The sequence below is a fragment of the Polymorphobacter sp. genome, from assembly GCF_048007885.1.
Classification (GTDB): domain Bacteria; phylum Pseudomonadota; class Alphaproteobacteria; order Sphingomonadales; family Sphingomonadaceae; genus Sandarakinorhabdus.
The window spans coordinates 2,779,350-2,802,500 of record NZ_CP180346.1; the positions used below are offsets into that span (position 1 = coordinate 2,779,350).

At 67.5% G+C, this 23,151-nt stretch carries 24 protein-coding genes (1 of these 24 cut by a window edge); 21 read left to right on the forward strand and 3 right to left on the reverse strand.

Features of this window, described 5'->3' with window-relative positions:
- Positions 1-17: 17 nt before the first annotated feature.
- The 11 genes from coxB (at position 18) to ACMVO5_RS13515 (ending at position 9,867) form a co-directional block, all read left to right on the forward strand.
- Complete coding sequence (gene coxB, locus ACMVO5_RS13465; protein WP_416908002.1) at positions 18-1,013, forward strand: cytochrome c oxidase subunit II; 996 nt, start codon at positions 18-20, stop codon at positions 1,011-1,013.
- 14 nt (positions 1,014-1,027) lie between these two features.
- Positions 1,028-2,683, forward strand: coding sequence for a cytochrome c oxidase subunit I (ctaD, locus tag ACMVO5_RS13470; protein ID WP_416908003.1), 1,656 nt, complete (start codon positions 1,028-1,030; stop codon positions 2,681-2,683).
- Positions 2,684-2,733: 50 nt separating this feature from the next.
- Positions 2,734-3,660, forward strand: coding sequence for a heme o synthase (locus ACMVO5_RS13475; protein ID WP_416908004.1), 927 nt, complete (start codon positions 2,734-2,736; stop codon positions 3,658-3,660).
- Positions 3,657-3,857: a hypothetical protein gene (locus tag ACMVO5_RS13480; protein ID WP_416908005.1), complete on the forward strand. Its 201-nt coding sequence runs from the start codon at positions 3,657-3,659 to the stop codon at positions 3,855-3,857. The genes ACMVO5_RS13475 and ACMVO5_RS13480 overlap by 4 nt, the downstream gene beginning before the upstream one ends.
- Positions 3,854-4,405, forward strand: a complete 552-nt coding sequence (locus ACMVO5_RS13485; protein ID WP_416908006.1) for a cytochrome c oxidase assembly protein — start codon at positions 3,854-3,856, stop codon at positions 4,403-4,405. The genes ACMVO5_RS13480 and ACMVO5_RS13485 overlap by 4 nt, the downstream gene beginning before the upstream one ends.
- 98 nt (positions 4,406-4,503) lie before the next feature.
- A complete protein-coding gene (locus tag ACMVO5_RS13490) occupies positions 4,504-5,337 on the forward strand; it encodes a cytochrome c oxidase subunit 3 (protein ID WP_416908008.1) in 834 nt (277 codons plus the stop codon).
- Positions 5,330-5,689: a DUF983 domain-containing protein gene (locus ACMVO5_RS13495; RefSeq protein WP_416908009.1), complete on the forward strand. Its 360-nt coding sequence runs from the start codon at positions 5,330-5,332 to the stop codon at positions 5,687-5,689. Before ACMVO5_RS13490 ends, ACMVO5_RS13495 begins: the two co-directional genes overlap by 8 nt.
- Positions 5,689-6,327 (forward strand): SURF1 family cytochrome oxidase biogenesis protein, encoded by a 639-nt coding sequence (locus ACMVO5_RS13500; protein WP_416908010.1) that lies wholly within the window; start codon positions 5,689-5,691, stop codon positions 6,325-6,327. Before ACMVO5_RS13495 ends, ACMVO5_RS13500 begins: the two co-directional genes overlap by 1 nt.
- A gap of 11 nt (positions 6,328-6,338) precedes the next feature.
- Complete coding sequence (thrC, locus tag ACMVO5_RS13505) at positions 6,339-7,739, forward strand: threonine synthase (RefSeq protein WP_416908011.1); 1,401 nt, start codon at positions 6,339-6,341, stop codon at positions 7,737-7,739.
- Entirely contained in the window at positions 7,736-8,986 is a 1,251-nt protein-coding gene (locus tag ACMVO5_RS13510) for a M16 family metallopeptidase (protein ID WP_416908012.1), read from the forward strand. Before thrC ends, ACMVO5_RS13510 begins: the two co-directional genes overlap by 4 nt.
- Positions 8,983-9,867 carry a class I SAM-dependent methyltransferase gene (locus ACMVO5_RS13515; RefSeq protein WP_416908013.1) on the forward strand — a complete coding sequence of 295 codons (885 nt, stop codon included), beginning with the start codon at positions 8,983-8,985 and terminating at the stop codon, positions 9,865-9,867. The genes ACMVO5_RS13510 and ACMVO5_RS13515 overlap by 4 nt, the downstream gene beginning before the upstream one ends.
- Here the strand turns inward: ACMVO5_RS13515 and ACMVO5_RS13520 are convergent.
- Both ACMVO5_RS13520 and ACMVO5_RS13525 read right to left on the reverse strand, forming a co-directional pair.
- On the reverse strand, positions 9,864-10,529 hold the full coding sequence (locus ACMVO5_RS13520) for a methyltransferase domain-containing protein (RefSeq protein ID WP_416908014.1): 666 nt from the start codon (positions 10,527-10,529) through the stop codon (positions 9,864-9,866). The genes ACMVO5_RS13515 and ACMVO5_RS13520 overlap by 4 nt on opposite strands.
- Before the next feature lie 29 nt (positions 10,530-10,558).
- Positions 10,559-11,992, reverse strand: a complete 1,434-nt coding sequence (locus ACMVO5_RS13525) for a M23 family metallopeptidase (protein WP_416908015.1) — start codon at positions 11,990-11,992, stop codon at positions 10,559-10,561.
- A gap of 411 nt (positions 11,993-12,403) precedes the next feature.
- On the opposite strand from ACMVO5_RS13525, the gene ACMVO5_RS13530 reads away from it, so the two are divergent.
- From ACMVO5_RS13530 to ACMVO5_RS13550, 5 genes are all read left to right on the forward strand, one after another.
- On the forward strand, positions 12,404-15,037 hold the full coding sequence (locus tag ACMVO5_RS13530) for a helicase-related protein (RefSeq protein ID WP_416908016.1): 2,634 nt from the start codon (positions 12,404-12,406) through the stop codon (positions 15,035-15,037).
- Positions 15,038-15,052: 15 nt separating this feature from the next.
- The gene (locus ACMVO5_RS13535) at positions 15,053-15,400 is read left to right on the forward strand and encodes an RNA-binding S4 domain-containing protein (RefSeq protein WP_416908017.1); all 348 of its coding nucleotides are present in this window, start codon (positions 15,053-15,055) and stop codon (positions 15,398-15,400) included.
- A 66-nt stretch (positions 15,401-15,466) separates the two neighbouring features.
- On the forward strand, positions 15,467-15,805 hold the full coding sequence (gene fdxA, locus ACMVO5_RS13540; protein WP_416908018.1) for a ferredoxin FdxA: 339 nt from the start codon (positions 15,467-15,469) through the stop codon (positions 15,803-15,805).
- 376 nt (positions 15,806-16,181) lie between these two features.
- On the forward strand, positions 16,182-16,685 hold the full coding sequence (locus ACMVO5_RS13545; RefSeq protein WP_416908019.1) for a CarD family transcriptional regulator: 504 nt from the start codon (positions 16,182-16,184) through the stop codon (positions 16,683-16,685).
- 15 nt (positions 16,686-16,700) lie between these two features.
- Entirely contained in the window at positions 16,701-17,279 is a 579-nt protein-coding gene (locus ACMVO5_RS13550) for a hypothetical protein (RefSeq protein WP_416908020.1), read from the forward strand.
- Between the two features lie 3 nt (positions 17,280-17,282).
- Here the strand turns inward: ACMVO5_RS13550 and ACMVO5_RS13555 are convergent, their stop codons facing one another.
- Positions 17,283-17,864 (reverse strand): nitroreductase family protein, encoded by a 582-nt coding sequence (locus ACMVO5_RS13555; protein WP_416908021.1) that lies wholly within the window; start codon positions 17,862-17,864, stop codon positions 17,283-17,285.
- A gap of 99 nt (positions 17,865-17,963) precedes the next feature.
- On the opposite strand from ACMVO5_RS13555, the gene ACMVO5_RS13560 reads away from it, so the two are divergent.
- The 5 genes from ACMVO5_RS13560 to ACMVO5_RS13580 form a co-directional block, all read left to right on the forward strand.
- On the forward strand, positions 17,964-19,748 hold the full coding sequence (locus ACMVO5_RS13560) for a peptide MFS transporter (protein ID WP_416908022.1): 1,785 nt from the start codon (positions 17,964-17,966) through the stop codon (positions 19,746-19,748).
- 11 nt (positions 19,749-19,759) lie between these two features.
- Entirely contained in the window at positions 19,760-20,434 is a 675-nt protein-coding gene (locus ACMVO5_RS13565) for an NnrU family protein (RefSeq protein ID WP_416908023.1), read from the forward strand.
- A gap of 9 nt (positions 20,435-20,443) precedes the next feature.
- Positions 20,444-21,256 carry an SDR family NAD(P)-dependent oxidoreductase gene (locus ACMVO5_RS13570; RefSeq protein ID WP_416908024.1) on the forward strand — a complete coding sequence of 271 codons (813 nt, stop codon included), beginning with the start codon at positions 20,444-20,446 and terminating at the stop codon, positions 21,254-21,256.
- Positions 21,253-21,981 (forward strand): hypothetical protein, encoded by a 729-nt coding sequence (locus tag ACMVO5_RS13575; protein ID WP_416908025.1) that lies wholly within the window; start codon positions 21,253-21,255, stop codon positions 21,979-21,981. The genes ACMVO5_RS13570 and ACMVO5_RS13575 overlap by 4 nt, the downstream gene beginning before the upstream one ends.
- A gap of 303 nt (positions 21,982-22,284) precedes the next feature.
- On the forward strand, positions 22,285-23,151 hold the 5' portion of the coding sequence (locus ACMVO5_RS13580) for a DUF4167 domain-containing protein (protein ID WP_416908026.1). Its footprint extends 27 nt past the window's final position; 867 of the gene's 894 nt are visible here — the first part of the coding sequence; its start codon is at positions 22,285-22,287; the stop codon falls past the right edge of the window.

The window sequence follows — 23,151 nt, forward strand, 5'->3', positions numbered from 1 at the left end:
GTTTTCAAGGGGTATTCATGCGCATCCTCAAGCGCCCGCTGACCACCAGTTTCGCCGCCCTCAGCAGCGGCCTCGCAAGCGCCGCGCTCGCCCAGACCGACCCGCCCCTTGCCGCCCCCGTCGAGTTGGTCACCACCGCCGAAATTCCCGCCGCCGGCCCTGAATTCGTGGCGCCCGTCGCCAATCTCGGCCAGCCCACCGGCGGCTGGGATCTGCAAACCCCCGTCACCGCCATCGGCCAGCAGGCCTATGAGCTGACCAACTACATCATGAACCCGATGATGGCCTTCGTCGCCGTCTTCGTCCTCGTTCTCCTCGGCTGGACGATGTTTCGCTACCGCGCCAGCGCCAATCCGGTGGCCAGCAAGACCAGCCACAACACCACTGTCGAGGTCATCTGGACCGTCGTTCCGGTGCTGATGCTCGCCTTCATCGCGGTGCCCAGCTTCCGCCTGCTCGCCGATCAATATGATCCGCCCAAGGCCGATCTCACCATCAAGGCCATCGGCCACCAATGGTATTGGGAATATGAATATCCCGATCATGGCGGCTTCAGCTTCGATGCCGTGATGCTCACCGACGAAGAATTGGCCGAACGCGGCAGCCCCAAGCTGCTCGATACCGACAACCGGGTCGTCGTCCCCGTCGGCGCCACCGTCAAGGTGCTCACCACTGCGTCCGATGTCATGCACAGCTTCGCCATGCCCAGCTTCTGGGTGAAGATGGACGCCGTGCCCGGCCGCATCAACGAGACCTGGTTCAAGGTCGAGCGCGAAGGCGTGTTCTTCGGCCAGTGTTCGGAGCTTTGCGGCACCAAGCACGCGTTCATGCCGATCGCCGTCGAAGTCGTCTCTCAAGACAAATTCAACGCCTGGATCGCCGCCCGGCAGGAAGAAAACGGCATCGAGCCGACCGTTCCCGCCGTCGCCGAAGTGGCGCCTGAAGCGACCCCCGAAACCGAAACCCCCGAACCCGAAACCGTCGCCGCCATCGCGGCGCGTCCTGCGGCCTGAAGGAGCATTTGACCATGGCCACCACCGCTCTTGCCCCCGACCACGCCCCGGACCACGCGCATGACGATCACGCCGACCACAAGCTCGGCTTCGTCCAGCGCTGGCTGTTCTCGACCAATCACAAGGACATCGGCACCCTCTATCTGATCTTCGCGATCATCGCCGGCACCATCGGCGGCGCCATTTCGGGGGTCATGCGTCTCGAGCTGGCCCAGCCCGGCATCCAGTATCTGACCTGGTTCACCGACGGCAATCTCGACGCCAGCTATCATCTCTGGAACGTGTTCATCACCGGCCACGGCCTGATCATGGTGTTCTTCACCGTCATGCCCGCCATGATCGGCGGCTTCGGCAACTGGTTCGTGCCCATCATGATCGGCGCGCCCGACATGGCCTTCCCGCGCATGAACAATGTCAGCTTCTGGCTGCTCGTGCCCTCCTTCATCCTGCTCTGCGCCTCGATGTTCGTCGAAGGCCCAGCCGGCTTCAACGGGGCCGGCACCGGCTGGACCGTCTATCCGCCGCTCTCCACGGCCGGTCACCCCGGCCCGGCGGTCGACATGGCCATCCTGTCGCTGCACATCGCGGGTGCCTCCTCCATCCTCGGCGCCATCAATTTCATCACCACCATCCTCAACATGCGCGCACCGGGCATGACGCTCCACAAGATGCCGTTGTTCGTCTGGTCGGTGCTGGTCACCGCCTTCCTGCTGCTGCTGTCGCTGCCGGTTCTGGCGGGCGCCATCACCATGCTGCTCACCGACCGCAACTTCGGCACCCACTTCTTCACTGCTGACGGTGGTGGTGATCCGATCCTCTACCAGCATCTGTTCTGGTTCTTCGGTCACCCCGAGGTCTACATCCTCATCCTGCCGGGCTTCGGCATGATCAGCCAGATCGTCAGCACCTTCTCCAAGAAGCCCGTGTTCGGCTATCTCGGCATGGCCTATGCCATGGTCGCGATCGGCTTCATCGGCTTCCTGGTCTGGGCGCACCACATGTTCACCGCCGGTCTCGACGTGAACACCAAGATGTACTTCACCGCCGCCACGATGATCATCGCGGTGCCCACCGGCATCAAGATCTTCTCCTGGATCGCCACCATGTGGGGCGGCTCGATGACCTTCCAGACCCCCATGCTCTGGGCCATCGGCTTCATCTTCATGTTCACCGTCGGCGGCGTCACCGGCGTCATCCTCGCCAATGGCGGCGTCGACACCTATTTCCACGACACCTATTATGTCGTGGCCCACTTCCACTATGTGCTCTCGCTGGGCGCCGTATTCGCCATCTTCGCCGGCTTCTACTATTGGTTCGGCAAGATGACCGGCAAGCCCTACAACGAGTTCCTCGGCAAGCTGCACTTCTGGGTGTTCTTCATCGGCGTGAACATCATGTTCTTCCCGATGCACTTCCTTGGTGCCGACGGCATGCCGCGCCGCATCCCCGACTATCCGGAGATGTACGCCTATTGGAACCAGATCGCCTCCATTGGCTATGCCATCATGGGCGTGGGCATGCTGATCTTCTTCCTCAACCTGATCGTCTCCTTCGCCGGCAAGCGCCGCGTGGAAGACAATTACTGGGGTGAAGGCGCCACCACGCTCGAATGGACCCTGTCCTCGCCGCCGCCGTTTCACCAGTTCGAGACGCTGCCGGTCATCAAATAAGGCCGAGGGTGGCCGGGCCAGCCCGGCCCGGCCACCTCCGGACATGAGTTATGAACCAGACCAACCCAGCCGGGCCTGCCGTCGCCCCCACTTCAGCCTTTGCTGACTGGCGGGATTATTTCGCCCTGCTGAAGCCCCGGGTGATGACGCTGGTCATCTTCACCGCCGCCTGCGCCATGATCGCAGCACCCGGCACGCTCCATCCCTTCCTCGCCTTCGTCTCCGTCCTCTGCGTGGCGGTCGCCGCCGGTGCGGCGGGCGCGCTCAACCAATGGTATGAAGCCGATATCGACGCGCTGATGAAGCGCACCGCCAACCGCCCGCTGCCCGCCGGCCGCCTGCCGGCGCACGAAGCACTCGCCTTCGGCATCATCCTCTCGGTCGGCAGCGTCCTCACCATGGGCCTGGCGCTCAACTGGGTCGCCGCCGCTTGGCTCGCCGTCTCGATCGGCTTCTACGTTGTCGTCTATACCATGTGGCTGAAGCGCCGCACGCCGCAGAACATCGTCATCGGCGGCGCCGCCGGGGCCTTCCCCGTGCTCGTCGGCTGGGCCTCGGTCACCGGTGACACCCCGCTCATGGCCTGGGTGCTGTTCGGCATCATCTTCCTCTGGACCCCGCCGCACTTCTGGGCGCTCGCCCTGTTCATGGAGGCGGATTATTCCAAGGCCGGCGTGCCCATGCTGCCCGTCACCCACGGCTTGGCCGAAACCCGCCGCCAGATTCTCTGGTATTCGCTGGCCCTCGTGCTCTGCACGCTGGTGCCGCTGCCCGGCATCACCGGGCTTGCCGGCTGGGCCTATGGTTCGACGGCGCTCGTCACCGGCGCCATGTTCCTGCTCTTCGCCTGGCGCGTCTCACGCAGCACCGCAACTGCTGCCCCTGACATGCTTGCCGAGCGCAAGCTGTTCAAGTTCAGCCTCTTCTATCTCGCCTGCCTGTTCGGCGCGCTGGTCGCCGATGTGTGGCTGGCATGAGCGATCCCGCCACCTGGACCGCCGCCGAGCGCGCCGCCTTCGATGCGCGCCGCCGCTCGCGCAACCGCGCGCTCGGGCTCACGCTGGCTGCGCTCACCCTGCTGTTTTTCGGCATCACCATGGTCCGCATGGTGCCGCCCTCGGGTGAGGTGCAGGCCAAGCTGATGGCCCAGCAAAAGGGCTGGGACGGCCGATGAGCAGCGCCGGCCTGGAAGCCGCCAAGCGCCGCACCGGCTGGCTCGCCGCGCTCGGCGCCGTCACCATGATCGGCGCTGCCTATGCGGCCGTGCCGCTCTACCAGCTCTTCTGTCAGGTCACCGGCTATAACGGCACCACCAGCCGCGCCGATGCCAGCGCGCTCCCTGATGCCGCCACGCTGGGCGGCGAGACGATCAGCGTCCGCTTCGATGCCTCCACTGCCGCCGGCCTGCCGTGGCGCTTCAAGCCCAAGCAGGTCACCAGCCAGATCCGCATCGGCGAAAAGGCGCTGGCCTATTACACCGCCACCAACACCAGCGCCAAGACCATCACCGGCCGCGCCACCTACAATGTCTCGCCCGACACCGCGGGCCAATATTTCCGCAAGATCGAATGTTTCTGCTTCACCGAGCAGCAGCTCGGCGCCGGGCAGAGCGTCGACATGCCGGTCATCTACTATATCGACCCCGCCATCCTCGATGATCCGAGCGCCAACCGCATCTCGGAAATCACGCTGTCCTATACCTTCTTCCCGCAGGAGCCATAGGCAGTGGACAAGCAGGGTGACACGGCGCTAAGCCACCCCCAGTTCGCACTTGCGGCACAGTGCCGCGCAACCATTTCGTTGGGCAGGAAAGACTGATCATGGCCGGCACGAAATCGCACGATTTCCACATTCTCAACCCCTCGCCCTGGCCGCTGGCCATGTCGGTGGCCGCGCTCGTCATGGCCATCGGCGCGGTCGGCTGGATGCACAGCACCGCCTGGGGCCAGACCACCTTCTGGCCCGGTCTCGCCGGCGTCGTCGCCTGCTTCTATTTCTGGTGGCGCTCGGTCGTGCGCGAAGCCAATGGCGGCGATCACACACCGGTCGTCCAGCTCCATCACCGCTACGGCATGATCCTGTTCATCGCGTCCGAAGTGATGTTCTTCGTCGCCTGGTTCTGGGCGTATTTCAACGCCGCCCTCTATCCCTCCAGCCATGAGGGCGTGAACGGCGTCTGGCCGCCCAGCGGCATCGAAGTGCTCGATCCCTTTGTCTATCCGCTGCTCAACACGCTGATCCTGCTGCTCTCGGGCACGACCGTCACCTGGGCGCACCACGCGCTCATCCATGATGACCGCCAGGGCCTCAAGCAGGGCCTGTGGCTCACCATCGCGCTCGGCGCCATCTTCTCGGTCGTTCAGGCCTACGAATACAGCCATGCCCATTTCGCCATGGGCGACAATATCTACGGCGCCACCTTCTACATGGCGACCGGCTTTCACGGCTTCCATGTCATCGTCGGCACCATCTTCCTGATCGTCTGCCTCGCGCGCGTCTATCAGGGCGATTTCACCTCCAAGCACCATTTCGGCTTTGAAGCGGCCGCCTGGTACTGGCATTTCGTCGATGTCGTCTGGCTGTTCCTGTTCATCGCCATCTATGTCTGGGGCTCCAACTTCGGCAACGCCGTGATGAAAAGCGCCTTTGGCTGAGGCATCAAAGGCCGCTGTGAAACGGGCAGCCGCCGGCCGCTGCCCGCGCTGCGGCCAGGGCAGGCTGTTCTCCGGGCCACTCGCCTTCGCGCCCGCCTGCACCGCCTGCGGCCTCGATTACGCGGCCTTCAACGTCGGTGACGGCGCGGCCGCCTTCCTCATCCTCATCGTCGGCGCCGTCATCACCGGCCTTGCGCTCTGGCTCGAGCTGTCCGCCGAGCCGCCCTGGTGGGTCCATGTCCTCCTCTGGCTGCCGCTCACCCTCATCCTCTCGCTCGGCCTGATGCGCTTCGCCAAGGGCGCGCTGCTGGCGCTCGAATATGCCAACAACGCCCGCGAGGGCCGGTCCTGATGCGTGCCGTTCCCGTCATCGGCACGGCGGTCATCTTCCTGCTCACCGCGTGCCTCGCCGGCCTCGGCATCTGGCAGCTTCAGCGCGCCCAGTGGAAGGCCGATCTCATCGCCAAGCTGGAGGCAGCGCCCAGCCAGCCGCTGCTCACGCCCAAGGATTTCTACGAGGCGATGATCGGCCTCCGCAGCGTGCAATACCGCCGCGCCCAGCATATCTGCCGCCCCGGCGCCGTGCGCCCCTATGATCTGAAAGGCGGCGCCAGCGCGGGCGGGCAGGGCGGCTTCCTCGTCCTCGTCAATTGCAACCCCGAAAATCCCGCCCCCGATCTCGTCGTCGTCGCCGGCTGGACCCGCAATCCCGATGCCATGACCACAAGCTACACCGTCGACACCATGTTCGAAGGTCTGATCATCGAGCGCCCCTATGGCGACGAGCCCGACCGGCCGCAGTTCATGCTCATCCCGACCGAAGCCGCGCCCGGTCTCCAGCCCTCGCGCCTGCCCTCGGCGCGGGACCTGCCGGACAATCATCTCGCCTATGCCGGCCAATGGTTCGGCCTCGCGCTCACGCTCCTCGTCATCTACGGCCTGTGGCTGCGCCGCCGCGCCAAACTTGCGCCCGCCACCCGCTCCCGCTAGGCGCTGTGGCCATGGAATATGTCAGCACCCGCGGCGCCGCGCCCGTCCTTGGTTTCGCAGATGTCACGCTCGCTGGCCTCGCCAGCGACGGCGGCCTTTACGTGCCGCGCCACTGGCCCAGCCTGAGCGCCGATGAGATCGCCGATCTCGCCGGCCTCAGCTATGTCGAAACCGCGGTCCGCATCTGCCGCCCCTTCGTCGCCGACGCGCTTGACGAGGCCGAGCTGCGCACGCTCCTCACCCGCGCCTATGCCAGCTTCAGCCATGCCGCCACCGTGCCGCTGGTCCAGCTCGATCACCAGCACTGGCTGCTCGAGCTGTTCCACGGCCCCACGCTCGCCTTCAAGGATGTGGCAATGCAGGCGCTCGGCCAGATGTTCGAGCGCTTCCTCTCCGGCTCGGGCCGCCACTTGACCGTCATCGGCGCCACCTCGGGCGACACCGGCTCGGCCGCCATCAACGCGCTCGCCGGCCGCGCTGGCGTGGAGGTGTTCATGCTCCACCCGAAGGGGCGCGTCTCCGAGGTGCAGCGCCGCCAGATGACGACGGTGCTGGCGCCCAATGTCCACAATATCGCGGTCGAAGGCAGCTTCGATGACGCGCAGGCGCTGGTCAAGGCGATGTTCAACGATGCCGCCTTCGCCGCCCGTTTCCCCCTGTCGGCGGTCAACAGCATCAACTGGGCCCGGCTGATGTTCCAGATCGTCTATTATTTCTATGCTGCCGTCCGCCTCGGTGCGCCCGGCCGCGCCGTCGCCTTCTCGGTCCCCACCGGCAATTTCGGCGATGTCTTCGCCGGCTATGTCGCCGCGCGCATGGGCCTGCCCATCGAGCGGCTCGTCGTTGCCACCAACGAAAACGACATCCTCCACCGCGCGCTGTCAGTGGGGGATTATTCGGTCGGCCAGGTCGCCCCCACCAGCAGCCCGTCGATGGACATTCAGGTGAGCAGCAATTTCGAGCGGCTGCTCTATGATCTTCATGGCCGCGACGGCGCGGCCTGCGCCGCCACCATGCGCGGCTTTGAAGCCAGCCGTGCGCTCGCCATTGCGCCCGCCATGCGCGCCGAAGCCGCCCGCCTGTTCGCCAGCGCCCGCATCGACACCGACACCATGGCGCAGGCGATGCGCTGGGCGCAGAACAGCTGCGGCCAGATCCTCGATCCGCACACCGCCATCGGCCTCGCCGCCGCCCGCCAGCATGCAGGCCAGGCGCCGATGGTGACGCTGGCGACAGCGCACCCGGCCAAGTTCGGCGACGCCGTCGAGCGCGCCTGCGGCCTGCGCCCCGCGCTTCCCGCCCGCGTCGCCGGCCTGTTCGACCGCGAAGAGCGTTATGAAACACTGCCCGCCGAACTCGGCGCGGTCGAGGATTACATCGCCGCCCGCGCCCGCGCCCGCAGCGCCGCATGATCGCACCGCAGACCGGCCAGACCAGCCACGGCCTGCGGGTCCTCATCTGCCCGGTCGCCGGCGTCGAAACGGTGGCCATCAACCTGCTCGCTGATGCCGGCGCGCGCGATGAAGCCGCCGAGCTGAACGGCCTCGCCCATCTCTTCGAGCATATGGTCTTCAAGGGCACGGCGCGGCGCAGCGCCCGCGACATCGCCGAACAGATGGAAGATGTCGGCGGCCAGCTCAACGCCTGGACGGCGCGCGACATGACCGCCTTTCACGCCCGGCTGCTCGCTCGCGACCTGCCGCTCGGCCTCGATCTGATCGCCGACATGCTCACCCACGCCCGTTTCGACGAAGACGAGCTGGCGCGCGAAAAACACGTCGTCCTGCAAGAGCTTGGCGAAGCCCGCGACACGCCCGACGACATCGTCTTCGATCATCTCCAGCAGGTCGCCTTCACCAACCAGCCGCTCGGCCGCTCGGTGCTCGGCGAGGAAGCCAGCCTCGCGCGCATCACCGCCGATGATCTGCGCGGCTGGCAGCGCGCCCATTATCACCCGTCCCGCCTCACCCTCGCCGTGGCCGGCAAGGTCGATGGCGCGCACGCCATGCGCCTCGCCGAAGCCGCCTTTCCAGCCCTCGCCAGCGCGCCCCAAGCCCCCGCCCGCACCACGCCCAGCCACTTCACGCCCGGCCAGCACACCGACCGTCGCCGCTGCGAACAGGCGCAGCTCACCCTCGGCCTGCCGTCGCCCGGCCATCATGCCGCAGATCACGACGCCGCCCTGCTGTTTACGCTGGCGGTCGGCGGCGGCATGTCCTCGCGGCTGTTCCAGGAGGTCCGCGAAGCGCGCGGCCTCGCCTATTCGGTCAGCGCCGGCATGACCCCCTATCATGACTGCGGTCTGATGAGCGTCCATGCCGCCTGCGCCAAGTCCGACGCGGCGGCCGCGCGCGACCTCATCGACGAGGTGCTCCATGCCGCCGCCCGCACCCTCGACAAGGCGGAGCTTGACCGCGCCCGCGCCCAGGCCGTCGCCGGCCTGCTGATGGCGCTCGAAAGCCCCGCTGGCCAGGCCGATTATGCGGCCCGGCAATGGCTCATCCACGGCCAGTGGCTGCCGCCCGAAACGGTCATCGCCCGGCTTGACGCCGTTGATGTCGATGCCGCCCGCGCGGCGGGGGCCGCCATGCTCGCCCAGCCGCCGGCGCGTGCCGAAATCGGCGCCGGCCCGGCCCGCCGCCGGTCCCGCGCCGCATGAGCCTCTGGGACCGGCAGCTCAGCCTGCTCGTCACCGAGCCCTGGCCCGATTTCGCCCTTCTCGACAGCGGCCATGGCCGCAAGCTGGAGCGTTACGGCCCCTGGCGCTTCATCCGCCCCGAGCCGCAGGCGCTCTGGGCGCCGGCCGAGGCCGATTGGCAGGCCGACGGCGAATTCACCGGCGGCAGCGATGAAGACGGCGGCGGCCGCTGGACGCTCGACCCCCATGTCCCCCCACGCTGGCCGCTCAGCCGCGGCGCCGTCAGATTTCACGCCGCTAACACCGCCTTCCGCCATCTCGGCTTCTTCCCGGATATGGCCGTGCAATGGGATTTCATGCGCCCCCGCGTCACGCCATCGGGTGGCGAGGCGCGCAGCTTCCTCAATGTCTTCGGCTATACCGGTCTCGCCAGCCTGATCGCGGCGGAGGCCGGCGCGCGCGTCACCCATGTCGATGCCAGCAAAAAGGCCGTGGCGGCCGCGCGCGAAAACGCCACCCTGTCCGGCCTCTCCGAGGCGCCGGTGCGCTGGCTCATCGACGATGCGCTCAAGTTCCTCCGCCGCGAAGTCCGGCGCGGCAATCGCTATCACGGCCTGATGCTCGACCCGCCCAAATATGGCCGCGGCCCCGATGGCGAGATCTGGAGCCTCGAACGCGACCTGCCCGAGCTCGTCGATCTCGCCCGCCAGCTGGTCACCCCCGATGGCTTCGTCATCCTCACCGTCTATGCCGTGCGCATGTCATCGGTCGCGCTCGGCGAACTGTTCGCCAGCGCCTTTGCACCAATGGGCGGCAGGGTCGAAGCCGGCGACATGGCCATCCGCGAAGAGAGCCGGGGGCTCCTCTTGCCCACCGCCATCTTCGCCCGCTGGCAAGCCTAACCCCGGCAGGCCTTCACCTTCGCGGCATCCACCGGCGCGCCAAGGCGAAACACCGCCAGATAGCCCACTTCAAGATCGGTCAGCTTCTCAAGCTCATAGCCCACTGCCCGCACCTCGCAGACCAGCAGGTCACGCGGCATGCCATGATATTGCGGCTCGCGCTCCAGATCGACAATCGCCACCCGGCCGCCCGGCTTCAGGCTCGCGCGCAGCCGTGACAGCAGCGCATAGGGCTGGCCGATCTCGTGATACATATGGATCATCAGCGCCACATCGACCGCGCCAACCGGCAGCTTGGGGTCGCTCTCGGTGCCGCGCACGAAGCGCACATTCTCAAGCTTTTCCGCCGCCACCCGCTTGCGCAGGTCCTGTATGTAGCGCGCCTCGATATCCTGCGCGATCACCCGCCCCTGCGGTCCGACAAGGGGGCTCAGCCGCACCGTATAATAGCCCGCGCCCGCGCCGATATCGGCCACCGTCTGCCCCGGCCCAATGCCCAGCGCCTTCACCACATCGGCAAATTCGCCGCGCTGGTCGCGCCGCTGCTCCCGGTCCCAGGCCGGGCTGACGATCTTCGCCACCGGCCGGCCCACAGCCGGCATCGTCTCTGCCCGCCCCGCAGCCGGCATCTGGTCCTGCGCCAGCACAGGCCCCGCCAGCATCAGCAGCGCCGCGATTGCGCCAGCCCCCCTCAAGCGGGCCGCCGCCCCGGCCTTTCGGAGGCCGGCGTGCTGACGCCGGTCATCGCCGTCGCGCGCAGCCGGTCCAGCTCGGTCTTGAACTGGCTCATGTCGGCGCCGCTCAGCTGCGAGCCGCCGGTGAACTTCAGCGTCATCGGGTTGACCGCCTTGCCGCGCAGCCAGACCTCATAGTGCAGGTGCGGCCCGGTCGACACGCCGGTCGAGCCGACATAGCCAATGACATCGCCCTGTTTCACCGACTGTCCGCGCCGCACCGCAAAGCGCGACATATGGGCATAGGCCGTCTTCAGCGTGCTGTTGTGCCTGAGCCGCACATAATTGCCATGCCCGCCATGCGGGGCGGCATATTCCACCGTGCCGCTGGCGGCGGCATAGATGGGCGCGCCGTGCCGCGCGCCAAAGTCCACGCCCTGGTGCATCCGCGAATAGTTGAGCAGCGGGTGAAAGCGCATGCCAAAGCGTGAGGTCATCCGCGCGCCATTGACCGGCGTGCGCATCAGCCCCTTGCGCGCCGATTCGCCATTGTCGCGGTAAAACTCGCCGCCCGGCCCGAAGCGCGCCACCTCGATCCGGTCCTTGCCCAGCCGGTCAAGCGCGCCGTAAAGCACGCCGCCATAGCGCTCCTCGCCGGTCTCCGCCTTGTCGCGCGCCACGATGATGTCAAACCGGTCCTTGGCGCCCACGCCGCGCTGCATGTCGACGACATAGCCCATCACATTCATATATTCGCGCGCCTGCCGCCCCGGTATGCCGGCGTCCTGCAAAGATCTGAGCAGGCTCCGCCCGACCAGCCCATTCACCCTCACCGGCGTCGAATCCACCTTGATCGGGATCTTGCGCAGCGTCAGCTCGTCGCCCGTGCGCTCCACCGCGAGGCGCATGTCAAAGGCCGAGCGCAGCGCCAGCCGTTCCAGCGGCCGCGGCTCGGCGCGGCTGGCGCGCCGGCCCAGCACCAGCTCGATCTCGGTCCCGGCCTTGAGCGAGCGCAGATTGACTTCGGGCTTCAGCAGCGCCGTGGCCCGGGCGATGTCGTTCGCGCTCACGCCGCTGCGCTGCAAAGTCGTGCCCAGCGACCGCCCGCCGATGATCCGCGCCGTCAGCTCGATGCGCGGACGCTCGGGAATTTCCGAAAGCGGCACCACGCGCGCCGGGTCGGGCCGGGTCTGCACACCGCTCCGCGCCCCCATCGCCAGCGGCGCCAAAAACTGACCGCGCAAATTCTCGCGCGCTTCCTCGCTCAAGGGCGCACGCCCCGCCGCCGGCAACAGCGGCACATCCAGCGCCAGCGTGATCGCCGTGCCGCACAGCGCCACACAGGCCATCAGCCCCAGCCACCAGCTGCGCCCGCCAATGCCGCTGCCCAGATCGGTCGAAAGTTCGGTGCCCAGCGCCAGCCCGGCCGCCGCCTCGCGCCAGCGCGCCATCTGCCGCCGCGAGCCGCCCACTGCCCGGCCATTTGCCACGCCCGGCCAGACAGGTGCAAGGCCGGCTGCGCCGACCTGTTGAGCACCTGCGCCTTGCAGCTGCGGTTGATACAAACCCAACCCCCAAAGGTCCGTTTAATGTGCTGGAATCTTTCGCCCTCACCGACTCCTGTGTCAATGCGGCAACGATTCGGCGCCAAAATAATGCGATGAGCCGATAGTCTTTGAACGGTCACTTGAATCGTTTGCCGGCATGTGACAGCTTTCCCCCATTGCAGCCGCAAAGGATGTGATGAGCAGCTCCGGCGCCTTCCTCACCCTCTTCGCCCCCGCCCGGGCTGCGCGCTTTCGCCGCCATTTCGCACATTTGCCCGCCTTGCGCAGCGCCCACCCACCCGCCAGATTGACCGGGTGAACAGGCCGCCGCTCTCGCCTTCAACCCCCCGGCCGCCCAGCGGCGGCGGCACCGTCACCGCGGTTCTCGGCCCCACCAACACCGGCAAGACCCATCTCGCCGTCGAGCGCATGTGCGGCCACACCAGCGGCATGATCGGCTTTCCGCTGCGCCTGCTGGCGCGCGAAGTCTATGACAAGGTCGTCGCCATCAAGGGCGCAGCGTCCGTGGCGCTGATCACCGGCGAAGAGCGGATCGTCCCCGACACCGCGCGCTATTTCCTCTGCACCATGGAATCGCTGCCGCTCGACCGCGAGGTCTCCTTCCTCGCCCTCGACGAGGCTCAGCTCGGCGCCGATCCCGAGCGCGGTCATGTCTTCACCGACCGGCTGCTCCATGCGCGCGGCTATGCCGAAACCATGATCCTCGGCGCCGAGACGCTGCGCCCGCTCATCCGCACCCTCATCCCCGAGGCCGAGATCGTCACCCGCCCGCGCTTCTCCACGCTCAGCTATGCCGGCGCCAAAAAGCTCTCGCGGCTGCCGCGCCGCTCCGCCATCGTCGCCTTCACCGCCACCGAAGTCTATGCGTTGGCCGAGATGCTGCGCCGGCAAAAGGGCGGCGCTGCGGTGGTCATGGGCAGCCTCTCGCCCAGCACGCGCAACGCCCAGGTCGCGCTCTACCAGTCGGGCGAGGTCGATTATCTGGTCGCCACCGATGCCATCGGCATGGGCCTCAACATGGATATCGCCCATGTCGCCTTCGCCAGCCTGTCGAAGTTCGATGGCCGCCGCCATCGCCGCCTGCGCCTCTCGGAAATGGCGCAGATCGCCGGCCGCGCCGGTCGCTTCCAGAAAGACGGCAGCTTCGGCACCGTCCAGCTCGGCACCGAGACCGCCGCCCAGTTCACCCCCGAAGAGATCGACGGCCTTGAAGCGCACAGCTTCGAGCCGCTCGACCATCTCGTCTGGCGCAACACCGCGCTTGATTTCGCCTCGCCCCAGCGCCTCATCGCCTCGCTCGATGCCCGCGCCCCGCGCCCCGAGCTGCAACGCGGCGCCGATGCCATCGATCTCGCCGTCCTCAAGGCCATGGCCGGCGAGCCCTGGGTGATGGAGCGCCTCGCCCAGCGCTTTGGCGGCGCCCGCGGCGTCGCCCGCCTCTGGGCCGCCTGCGGCCTGCCCGATTACCGCAAGACTGGCGCCGAACAGCATGGCCGCCTCGTCGCCCGCGTCTTCCGCCACCTCTCCGAGGGCGATGGCCGCCTGCCCGATGCCTGGATCGCCTCCGAACTCGCCCATCTCGACCGTGTCACCGGTGACGTTGAAACCATCGCCGACCGCATCGCGTCGGCACGCACCTGGACCTATATCGCCCATAGGCCCGACTGGCTGGAAAACCCGGCGCACTGGGCCGAACGCGCCCGCGCCGTCGAGGAGCGGCTGTCAGATGCCCTCCACGCCGCGCTCACCCAGCGCTTCGTCGATCGCCGCACCGCCGTGCTGCTGAAGGATCTCAAGGCCAAAAACGGCGAGCAGCGCGTCGAGCTCGACGAGGACGGCAGCGTCGCCGTCGAAGGCGAGGTCATCGGCCGGCTCGACGGTTTCCGCTTCTCCGCCGATCCCCTCGCTCGTGCCGGCGAACAGCGGCTGCTGCTGGCGGCTGCCGAGCGGCATCTCGTCCATGTCCTCGCCGCCCGCGCCGAGACGCTGGCGGCCGCCGAAGACAGCGCTTTTGACATGGCCTTTTCCGGCGCCATGCCGCCGCACATCCTCTGGGCCGGCGCCCGCGTCGCCAGCCTGCGCAAGGGCCGCGACGCGCTCACCCCGCGCGTCCAGCTCGACCGCGCGCTGGCCAGCCTTGCGCCCGCCGCCCGCGCCCGGGTGCAGGCCCGGCTTGAAGCCTATGTCAGCGCCGCCATCGCCGAAGCGCTCGGGCCGCTCGTCGAGGTTCAGGCACGCGGCCATGCGCTCTCGCCCGGCGCGCGCGGCCTCATCGTCCGCCTCGTCGAAACGCTGGGCGTCCTGCCCCGCACCGATGCCCATGATCAGCTCACCGCCCTCATGCGCGGCGACCGCCAGGCATTGTCATCGGCCGGCGTGCGGCTCGGCGTCACCCATGTCTTTCTGCCCCGGCTGCTGCGCCCCGCCCCCACCCGCTGGCGCATGGCGCTCTGGGCGGTCTGGTCCGAGCAAAAGGCGCTGCCGCCGCTGCCCGCACCCGGCCGCGTCAGCCTCGCCGTCGCCCCGGACTGGCCGCAGGGCTTTCTCGAAACCGCCGGTTTCTGGCGCATCGGCGCGCAGGCGGTGCGCATCGATATCGTCGACCGGCTGGCCCGCGCTGTCCATGGCCGCCGCGCTGGCCGCGCCCCCTTCATCCCCGATCCGCACTGGGCGGCCTCGGCCGGCCTCTCGCATGACGGGCTGGCCCGGCTGCTGCGCGCGCTCGGCTACAAGCCCCAGCTCGTTGATGGCACCCAGCATTTCGCCTGGCGCGGCACAAGGCGCTTCGATGCGCCGGCCAGCGCCACCCCCCCGATCGAGGCCGCCCGCGATGCCAGTGCGCGCGCTGCCTCGCCCTTCGGCATACTGGCAGATGTCCGCTTCGAAAGCCCCGGCCAGGCGCCGGCGCGGCGAAGCCGCTCAAGATAGAAAGGCAGGCACGATTTGGTCTATGGCGCATCGCTCCGGCTCGACAAATGGCTGTGGTTTGCACGGCTCGCCAAATCGAGGGGATGCGCCAAGGCGCTGTGTGAAAGCCGAAGGTTGCGCATCGATGGCCGGGTCGTCGAGCGGGCCTCGGCGCTGGTCCGCCCCGGCCAGGTGCTGAGCTATCCGGATCATGCCGGCGATGTCGTCGTCGTCCGCGTCGAAACCTTGGCCGAGCGTCGCGGGCCCTATGCCGAGGCCTGCCTGATGTACACCGATCTCGCCACCGAGGCCGCGCCGTCCCACGCCCCGCTCATGGCGGCTGCGCACAATCAGCCATTGACGGGCGCCGCAATGGCGTTCTAGCAACGCGCCGTCGAAAGCAGACCATGTTGGTCCGCCTTCAAGTGCCACAACAAGGGGATCCCTCTCATGGCGTATGTCGTCACGGAAGCCTGCATCAAGTGCAAGTATATGGATTGCGTCGAAGTTTGCCCGGTCGATTGCTTCTACGAAGGCGAGACCATGGTCGTCATCAATCCCAATGAGTGCATCGATTGCGGCGTCTGCGAGCCGGAATGCCCCGCCGAAGCCATCCTGCCCGACACCGAGGGTGGCCTTGAAAAGTGGATGGAGCTGAACGCCACCTATTCGGCCAAATGGCCCAACATCACCGTCAAGGGCGACACCCCGGATGATGCCGATTCGCACAAGGGCGAGGACGGCAAGTTCGACAAATACTTCACCGAGACCCCCGGCGAAGGCAGCTGAGACGACCCGCCGAAAGCTGGAAACTGCTTGTTCCATCAAGCATTTTCCGGTTTCGGCGCGACCAGCGCCGGGCCGCTTCAATCCCCGTCACATGCATGTGATGGAAATGTGTCAGCCTTTCTGTTATAATCAGGCTCGTGATGGATTGTCGCTCCGTCGCGAACACACCGGCCGCTCGGCAAACCCTCAGGGGCCAGCCAACCCGGCCACATAACAGGCAGAGGCATAAGCGCCCGCAGTCGGAGCCCGTCGTCCCTTTCCCAGTGCTACTTCGCGGATGCCCGCCGGCGACCCCCTCGCCGCCGAACCCTCCCGAAGCGCCGGTCGACAAAGGGAGACAGGCCCCAACGGGCGCCAACAGAAGGAATGGACATCCATGGCGATTGCCAAGCCACTCGGCTTCGAAGTCGGAGATTATGTCGTTTATCCCAAGCACGGCGTTGGCCGTGTCATCGAGATTCAGCGGTCCGAGATCGCCGGTTCCGTCCTCGAACTGTTCGTGCTGCGCTTCGAAAAGGAACGGATGACCCTGCGCGTGCCCACCAACAAGGCCGAAGGCGTCGGCATGCGCAAGCTCTCCAGCCAGGCCACGCTCTCCGAAGCGCTCACCACGCTGAAGGGCAAGCCGCGCATCAAGCGCACCATGTGGTCGCGCCGCGCCCAGGAATATGAAGCCAAGATCAACTCCGGTGATCTGGTCTCCATCGCCGAAGTCGTCCGCGATCTTCACCGCGCCGAAGACCAGCCCGAGCAGAGCTATTCCGAGCGGCAGATCTACGAGGCTGCCATCGGCCGCCTCGCCCGCGAGCTCGCCGCGATGGAAAACATCGACGAGCCCTCGGCCCAGCTCAAGATCGAGGAAGTGCTCAAGGCCGCCTGATCCAGCCGGCCCGCGGTGCCAGAAACACCCAAGCCCAACACCCAGGCCCCGCCCGCCGGCATCTCCGGCGGGCGGGGTTTCCTCGTCTTCAAGGCCGTCATCTACGCCGTCCTCATCCTCGATGTCGGCCTGCTCTATGCCTATGGCACATGGCGCGAAGTCACCGAACAGACCGGCTGGCTGCTCATCCTCGCCGCCTTCGAATGGGAGAGCCAGGGCCTCGGCACACGCCCCGATGGCGGCAAGCACCGCGCCCAGCGCGCCCTCGAAATCGCCGGCTATCTTCTCGCCGTCTTCTGCTGGGCCGCCTATGCCGAGGCGCGCGAATGGCAGAATTTCGCCAATGCCACCGTCTGGCTGCTGATCGCCGCCGCCCTCGCCCATGATCTGCACAGCCCCCCCGCCGCCTCCGGCCCGGGCTGGCGCACTGCCTTCAAGGCCGCGCTCTATCTCGCCGTCACGGCCATCGCGCTCAGCTGGGGCCTTGACGGCGCCTGGCTCGATTTCTGGGATGCCATGCTCTGGCTCACCTGCTTCTTCGTCATCGAGCTGCGCGTCTTCGATTTCGCCGCCCGTGCGCGCCGGGCCGCTTAGCTGTCAGCCCGTCCAGTGCCGCACCACCGCGCCCGGCTCGGGCCGCGGCCGCTCCTCCAGCGGCTTGGCGGCGGTGCCAAAGAAGAAGAAGCCCGCCACCCGCTCGCCCGCCTCGCCCAGCCGCGCTGCCACCGCCTCGCTATAGGCCGGCCAGCCGGTCAGCCAATTGCCCACATAGCCCAGCGCATGGCCGGCATTGAGCAGCTGCATCGCCGCCGCCCCCACCGAAAGCTGCTGTTCCCACAGCGGAATATGGCTCTCCTCCCGAAGCCGCGCCATCAGCACGATCAGGCAGGGCGCATGATGGGCAAAGCTCCGCATCGCCTCCAGCTCGGCCCGCCCGGCCTCGGGCTTCTCTGCCGTATAGCTCTCCACCAGCGCCGCCTCCAGCGCCGCGCGCGCGCCTGCTGCCACCACCACAAAGCGCCACGGCGCCAGCTTGCCATGGTCAGGCACCCGCATCGCGGCCGCCAGCATCGCCGCCAGCTCGTCCGCGTCCGGCCCCGGCGCCACCATGTCGCGCGCCTTGCCGGAGCGGCGGCTGGTCAGGAGCGAAAGGGTCGAGGCGCGGTCGTTGAAGGTCATGCCACCCTCCTAGCGCGCCCGCCCGCCCCGCGCCAAGAGCCGCACTTGCCGCTGGCCGCGCATTGTTGAATAACGCTGGCACCAGATGGAGAGGGCAGCTTGACAGACACGACCGCCGGCGCGCTCAGCCCCACCCATGATCCGCGCCCGCAATGGTTCGGCCATCCCCGCCAGCTCGCCCGCCTGTTCACCACCGAAATGTGGGAGCGGTTCGGCTATTACGGCATGCGCGCGCTGCTCGCGCTGTTCCTCGCCGATCATTTCCTCTTCTCCGATGAAACGGTCGGCGGCCTCTACGGCGCCTTCACCAGTCTCGTCTATCTCACCCCCCTGTTCGGCGGCCTGCTCGCCGATCGCTATCTCGGCTCCAAGCGCTCGGTAAAGCTCGGCGCGCTGATGATGGCGCTCGGCTATCTGCTGATCTGCTTCAGCGGCCCCGCCGCCACGCCCTGGTTCGAGATCGACGGCCAGCGCACCACCGTCGAGGTCGAAAAACAGGGCGAGACCAGCCGCCGCTTCGTCACGCAAGAAGGCCAGCGGCTCGAAATCACCGGCCGGGATGATGGCAGCGTCGCCCTGCTCACCGCCGCCGGCGCCCCCGCCCGCATCCTGCCGCCCGGCAGCTATGCCTCGGGCGGGGACCGCTCCCAGGGCTATGTCGCGCTCATGCTCGCCGCCCTCAGCCTGATCGCGGTCGGCAACGGCTTCTTCAAGCCCAACATCTCGGCCATCGTCGGCACCCTTTATGCGCCGGGCGACAGCAGGCGCGACGCCGGCTTCACCATCTTCTACATGGGCATCAATCTCGGCTCGCTGATCAGCCAGTTCTTCGCGCCCTTGCTCGCCGTCTGGTATGGCTGGTGGGCCGGCTTCGCGCTGGCGGCGGTCGGCATGCTCATCGCCTGGGCGCTGTTCCAGTTCGATGGCGGCAAGCTCGATGGCTATGGCGAAGTGCCCGAGGGCGTGGCCCCGCGCGCCAGCCTGCTCGTCGCCATCGGCGCGCTCGCCGCCGTGCCCTTGGTCTGGTTCCTCCTGCAAAATTCCATGGCCAATGCCGAAGCCGCCGCCGCCGCCGCCAAGTCCGGGGCCGGCATCCTCGCCTATCTCGGCTCGCTGCCGCTCTTGGGCCAGCTCCTCTTCGTCATCTTCACCGCCGCCGTCATCGGCATCCCCATCTGGGCCTGGCGCGCCGGCAGCCGCGAAGAGTTTCACAAGATGGTCGTCGCCACCGTCCTCATCGTCTTCACCGTGGTCTTCTGGACCCTGTTCGAACAGGCCGGCAGCAGCCTCACCTTCTTCGCCGACCGCAATACCGACCGCGCCATCGGCAGCTATGTCATGCCCGCCGGTCAGGTCCAGATCTTCAACCCGCTGTTCATCGTGGCCCTTGCCCCGCTGTTCTCGCTGATGTGGGTGGCGCTCGGCCGGCGCGGGCTTGAGCCCAACATCCCGGTCAAGTTCGCCATCGGCCTGCTGCTCGTCGGCGCCGGCTTCCTGCTGCTGGTCTTCGGCACAAGGTTCGCCGGCCCCGATTTCCGCGTGCCGCTGGTCTGGATCATCGGCCTTTATCTCCTCCACACCATGGGCGAGCTCTGCCTGTCGCCGGTCGGCCTGTCGATGGTCACCAAGCTCTCCATGGCCCGCGTCGTCGGCATGATGATGGGCGTCTTCTTCCTGGCGTCGGCCATGGCGCAATATGTCGGCGGCATCGTGGCGCAAGTCGCCAGCGTCGAAACCGTCGGCGGCACTGTCACCAACCTGCGCGTCAGCCTCGAAACCTATGTCGGCGTCTTCGCCTATATCGGCTGGGCCTCGGTCGGCATCGGCGTGTTCCTGCTCATCCTCTCGCCGCTGCTCCAGCGCTGGACCCACGGCGTCAACTGAAGGAAGCGCATATGTCCGACTTCGCGCTGCTGATCATCGCCGTCGTCCTCTTCGTCGGCGGCCATGAGCTGCTCTCGCACCCGCTGCGAAGGACCCTTGTGCGCGCCATCGGCGAAAAGGGCTTCATGCTCGTCTATTCGGTGGTCGCCCTCGGCTCGCTGTTCTGGGCGGTCGAGCTGTGGAAGATCGTGCCTCCAGACCGGCTGTGGCAGGCCCCGGCGGGCGCCTATATGGCCGCACCGCTCGTCATGCTCATCGCCTTCATCCTGTTCGTCGGCAGCGTCGCCACGCCCAATCCGGCGCTGATGGGCGGCGGCATCCCCGGCAAGCCCGGCAAGGTCCAGGCCATCACGCGGCACCCGATGATGTGGGCCTTCGCGCTCTGGGCCATCGTCCATATCACGCTCTCGGCCGACAGCCGCACGCTGGTGCTCGCCGGCGGCATCCTCACCCTCGCCCTGTTCGGCTCGGCCATGCAAGACCGCAAGAAGCTCGCCGCCCAGCCCGGCTACAGCGATCATATGGCCAAAACCGCCTTCATCCCCTTCATGGCCCAGCTTTCCGGCCGCCAGCCGCTCGCCACGCTCTGGCCGGGCCTTGTCCCCGTAATTGGCGGTGTCCTGCTCTGGGCGGCGATGCTATGGCTCCACCCCATGCTTATCGGTGTTCCCGCCATCCAGCATTGAGGCGCAGACGTGGCCAGAAAACGCTTTCAGAATCAGACCGCATGGATCACCGGCGCCTCCTCGGGCATCGGCCGCGCGCTCGCCATCGCGCTCTCGAAGGAAGGCGCCACCCTGCTGCTCTCGGGCCGCAACCAGCAGGCGCTGGCCGAAACCGCAGACGCCTGCGGCGGCGCCGAAACCCTCGCCTTCGAAACCACCGACTTTGACGCGCTGCCCGGCATCGTCGAGCAGGCGCTCGCCCGGCTCGGCCATATCGACATGCTCGCCAACAACGCCGGCATCTCGCAGCGCAGCCTTGCGCTCGACACCGGCTTCGATGTCTATCGCCGCCTCATGGAGGTCGATTTCTTCGCGCCCTTGCGGCTCACCCAGCTGGTCCTGCCGCACATGGTCGCCCGCCGGCGCGGCCTCCTTATCAACAACGCCTCCATCGCCGGCAAGTTCGGCTCGCCGCTGCGCACCGGCTACTGCGCCGCCAAACATGCGCTCGTCGGCTGGTCCGATGCGCTGCGCGCCGAAATCGCCCAATATGGCATCGCCGTCCACGTCGTCACCGCCGGCTATGTCCAGACCGGCATCGCCGAAAACGCCGTCACCGGCGACGGCAGTCCGGTCGGGCCCGGCGATGACCCGGTCAATCAGGGCCTGCCCGCTGCTGACGCCGCCGAGATGATCCTCGCGGGCGTCGCCCGCGGCCAGCGCGAGATCGTCGTCGGCAAGCCCGGCGCCACCGAGCTCGCCATGCTCGCCCTCAAATCCGCCAACCCCGACCAGCTGTTCGACCTGATGGTCGGCATCGCCCCAAAGGTACCCCGCTCATGAGCATCATGCCACACCGCCGCATCGAAGGCCGCATCCGCTACACCTCGAAAAAGCCCGAAATGCTCGGCGCCGAGCGCGGCCGCGAGAATTTCGCCTTCACCGTCCATGCCTCGGGCGCCGTCACCATCCAGGCGCATTGCGAGATCGAGGAGCCGCGCCCCACCGTCATGCGCGATATCGTCTATTCGCTCGATGCCAGCCGCCGCCCCATGGATTGCCATGTCCGCCTCAGCCTTGATGATGAATATCTCGGCTCCGGCTGGGTGCATTTCGATCACGACGCCGGCACCGCCGAATGTGAAAGCCACGGCCCCACCATCGGCCGGCTGAGCCAGACGATGAAGATCCCGCAGGGCCTCACCGGCTTCGGCACCCACCCCATCGTCGGTGATGGCTTCATCACCCGCTGCATGGATGTCGCGCGCGGCCCCCACCGCCGCGAGATCACCGTGCTGCTGCCTTCGCCCGATCATCGCGGCGCCACCCCGCCGATGCTGGCCCGGGTCGATATCCATCTCGAATATGTCGGCGAGGCCGAAAAGACGGTCGCTGCCGGCACCTTCGCCTGCCGCCATTTCCGCTTCGTCGATGAAGCCGCCATGGGCGGCACCCAGCATCCGCCCTACGACATGTGGGTCACCGCCGATGATGACGCCATCTTCGTCTGCGGCGGCGTCGGCGGCTATATGCAGACCTGGTACGAGCTGATTGAACTGACGCGCTGATCGGGCGCGCACAGTTTTCGCTTGGAACTCCGGCCAATCGTCGCTAGACGGGCAGGGAGTGGCAGGCGCACAGGGGCCGCCACTTTTCGACAGTGGAGCTTCAAGGGTTGCAAGTCGTGCGGCAAGCGCATGACGCGAGCGGGGCCAAACCCCGGTTAACATCCCGAAGGGCCAGCATCGAACCCACGCCAGTCTTTCACGGCCAAACCCGCGCAGCGGGGCCGTCCATCAGGGGACGCGAAGTTGATCAGGAACAACCAGAGCCGGCGCCGTCGCAGCGGGAGCGGGCCACGCCCGCAGCAGATGACCGGCGGCAACAATTACGGCAACCGGCTCGACAATCGCCAGCGCGGCAACGCCAGCCAGCTGCTCGACAAATATCGCGCGCTCGCGCGTGATGCCCAGCAGGCCGGTGACCGGGTCACCACCGAATATTATCTCCAATATGCCGAACATTATTACCGTGTGCTCGGCGATTATCGCGACAAGCAGGGCGAACCCGTCCGCCGCCAGCGCGACTATGACGATGAGGACAGCTCGGGCTACAGCAGCACCGAGGCCGAAAACGACAGTAACGACGACAATGGCGACAGCGGCGATGACTATGGCCAGCGCCGCCAGCGCCCGGAAGGCCGCGACCAGACCCGCGACCGCAACCGCGACGACCGCCCCCGTGAAGATCGCCCCCGTGACGATCGCCCCCGCGACGATCGCCCCCGTGACGATCGGGACCGCGATGATCGTCCCCGCAGCCGTGATGATCGCAACCGTGACGACCGCAACCGTGACGACCGCAACCGCGACGACCGCAACAGGGACGACCGGGATCGCCCCCGCGCGCAATACCGTGATGACCGCGATCAGCCCCGCGACGCCGCCCCGCGCCGCGCGCGGGACTGGAACCGTGACGAGCGCGACGCGCCCGAGCGTGCGCCGGCCAGCCCCCCCGCCAGCCCTCGGGCGCGTGACCTTGACGAGGACGAAAGCCCCATACCCGGTCTCCCCGGCCCGGCCCGGCCCACGGTCCGCCGCCGCCGCCCGCTCGCTGACGTCGATGATGCGCCCGAAGCAGCCGCAGCCATGACGCCGGCCCCCATGACGCCCGCCAACGAGCCGGACGAGCTCGCTTCGACCAGCGAGGAGATGGATGCCCCGGCCCCGCGCCGCCGT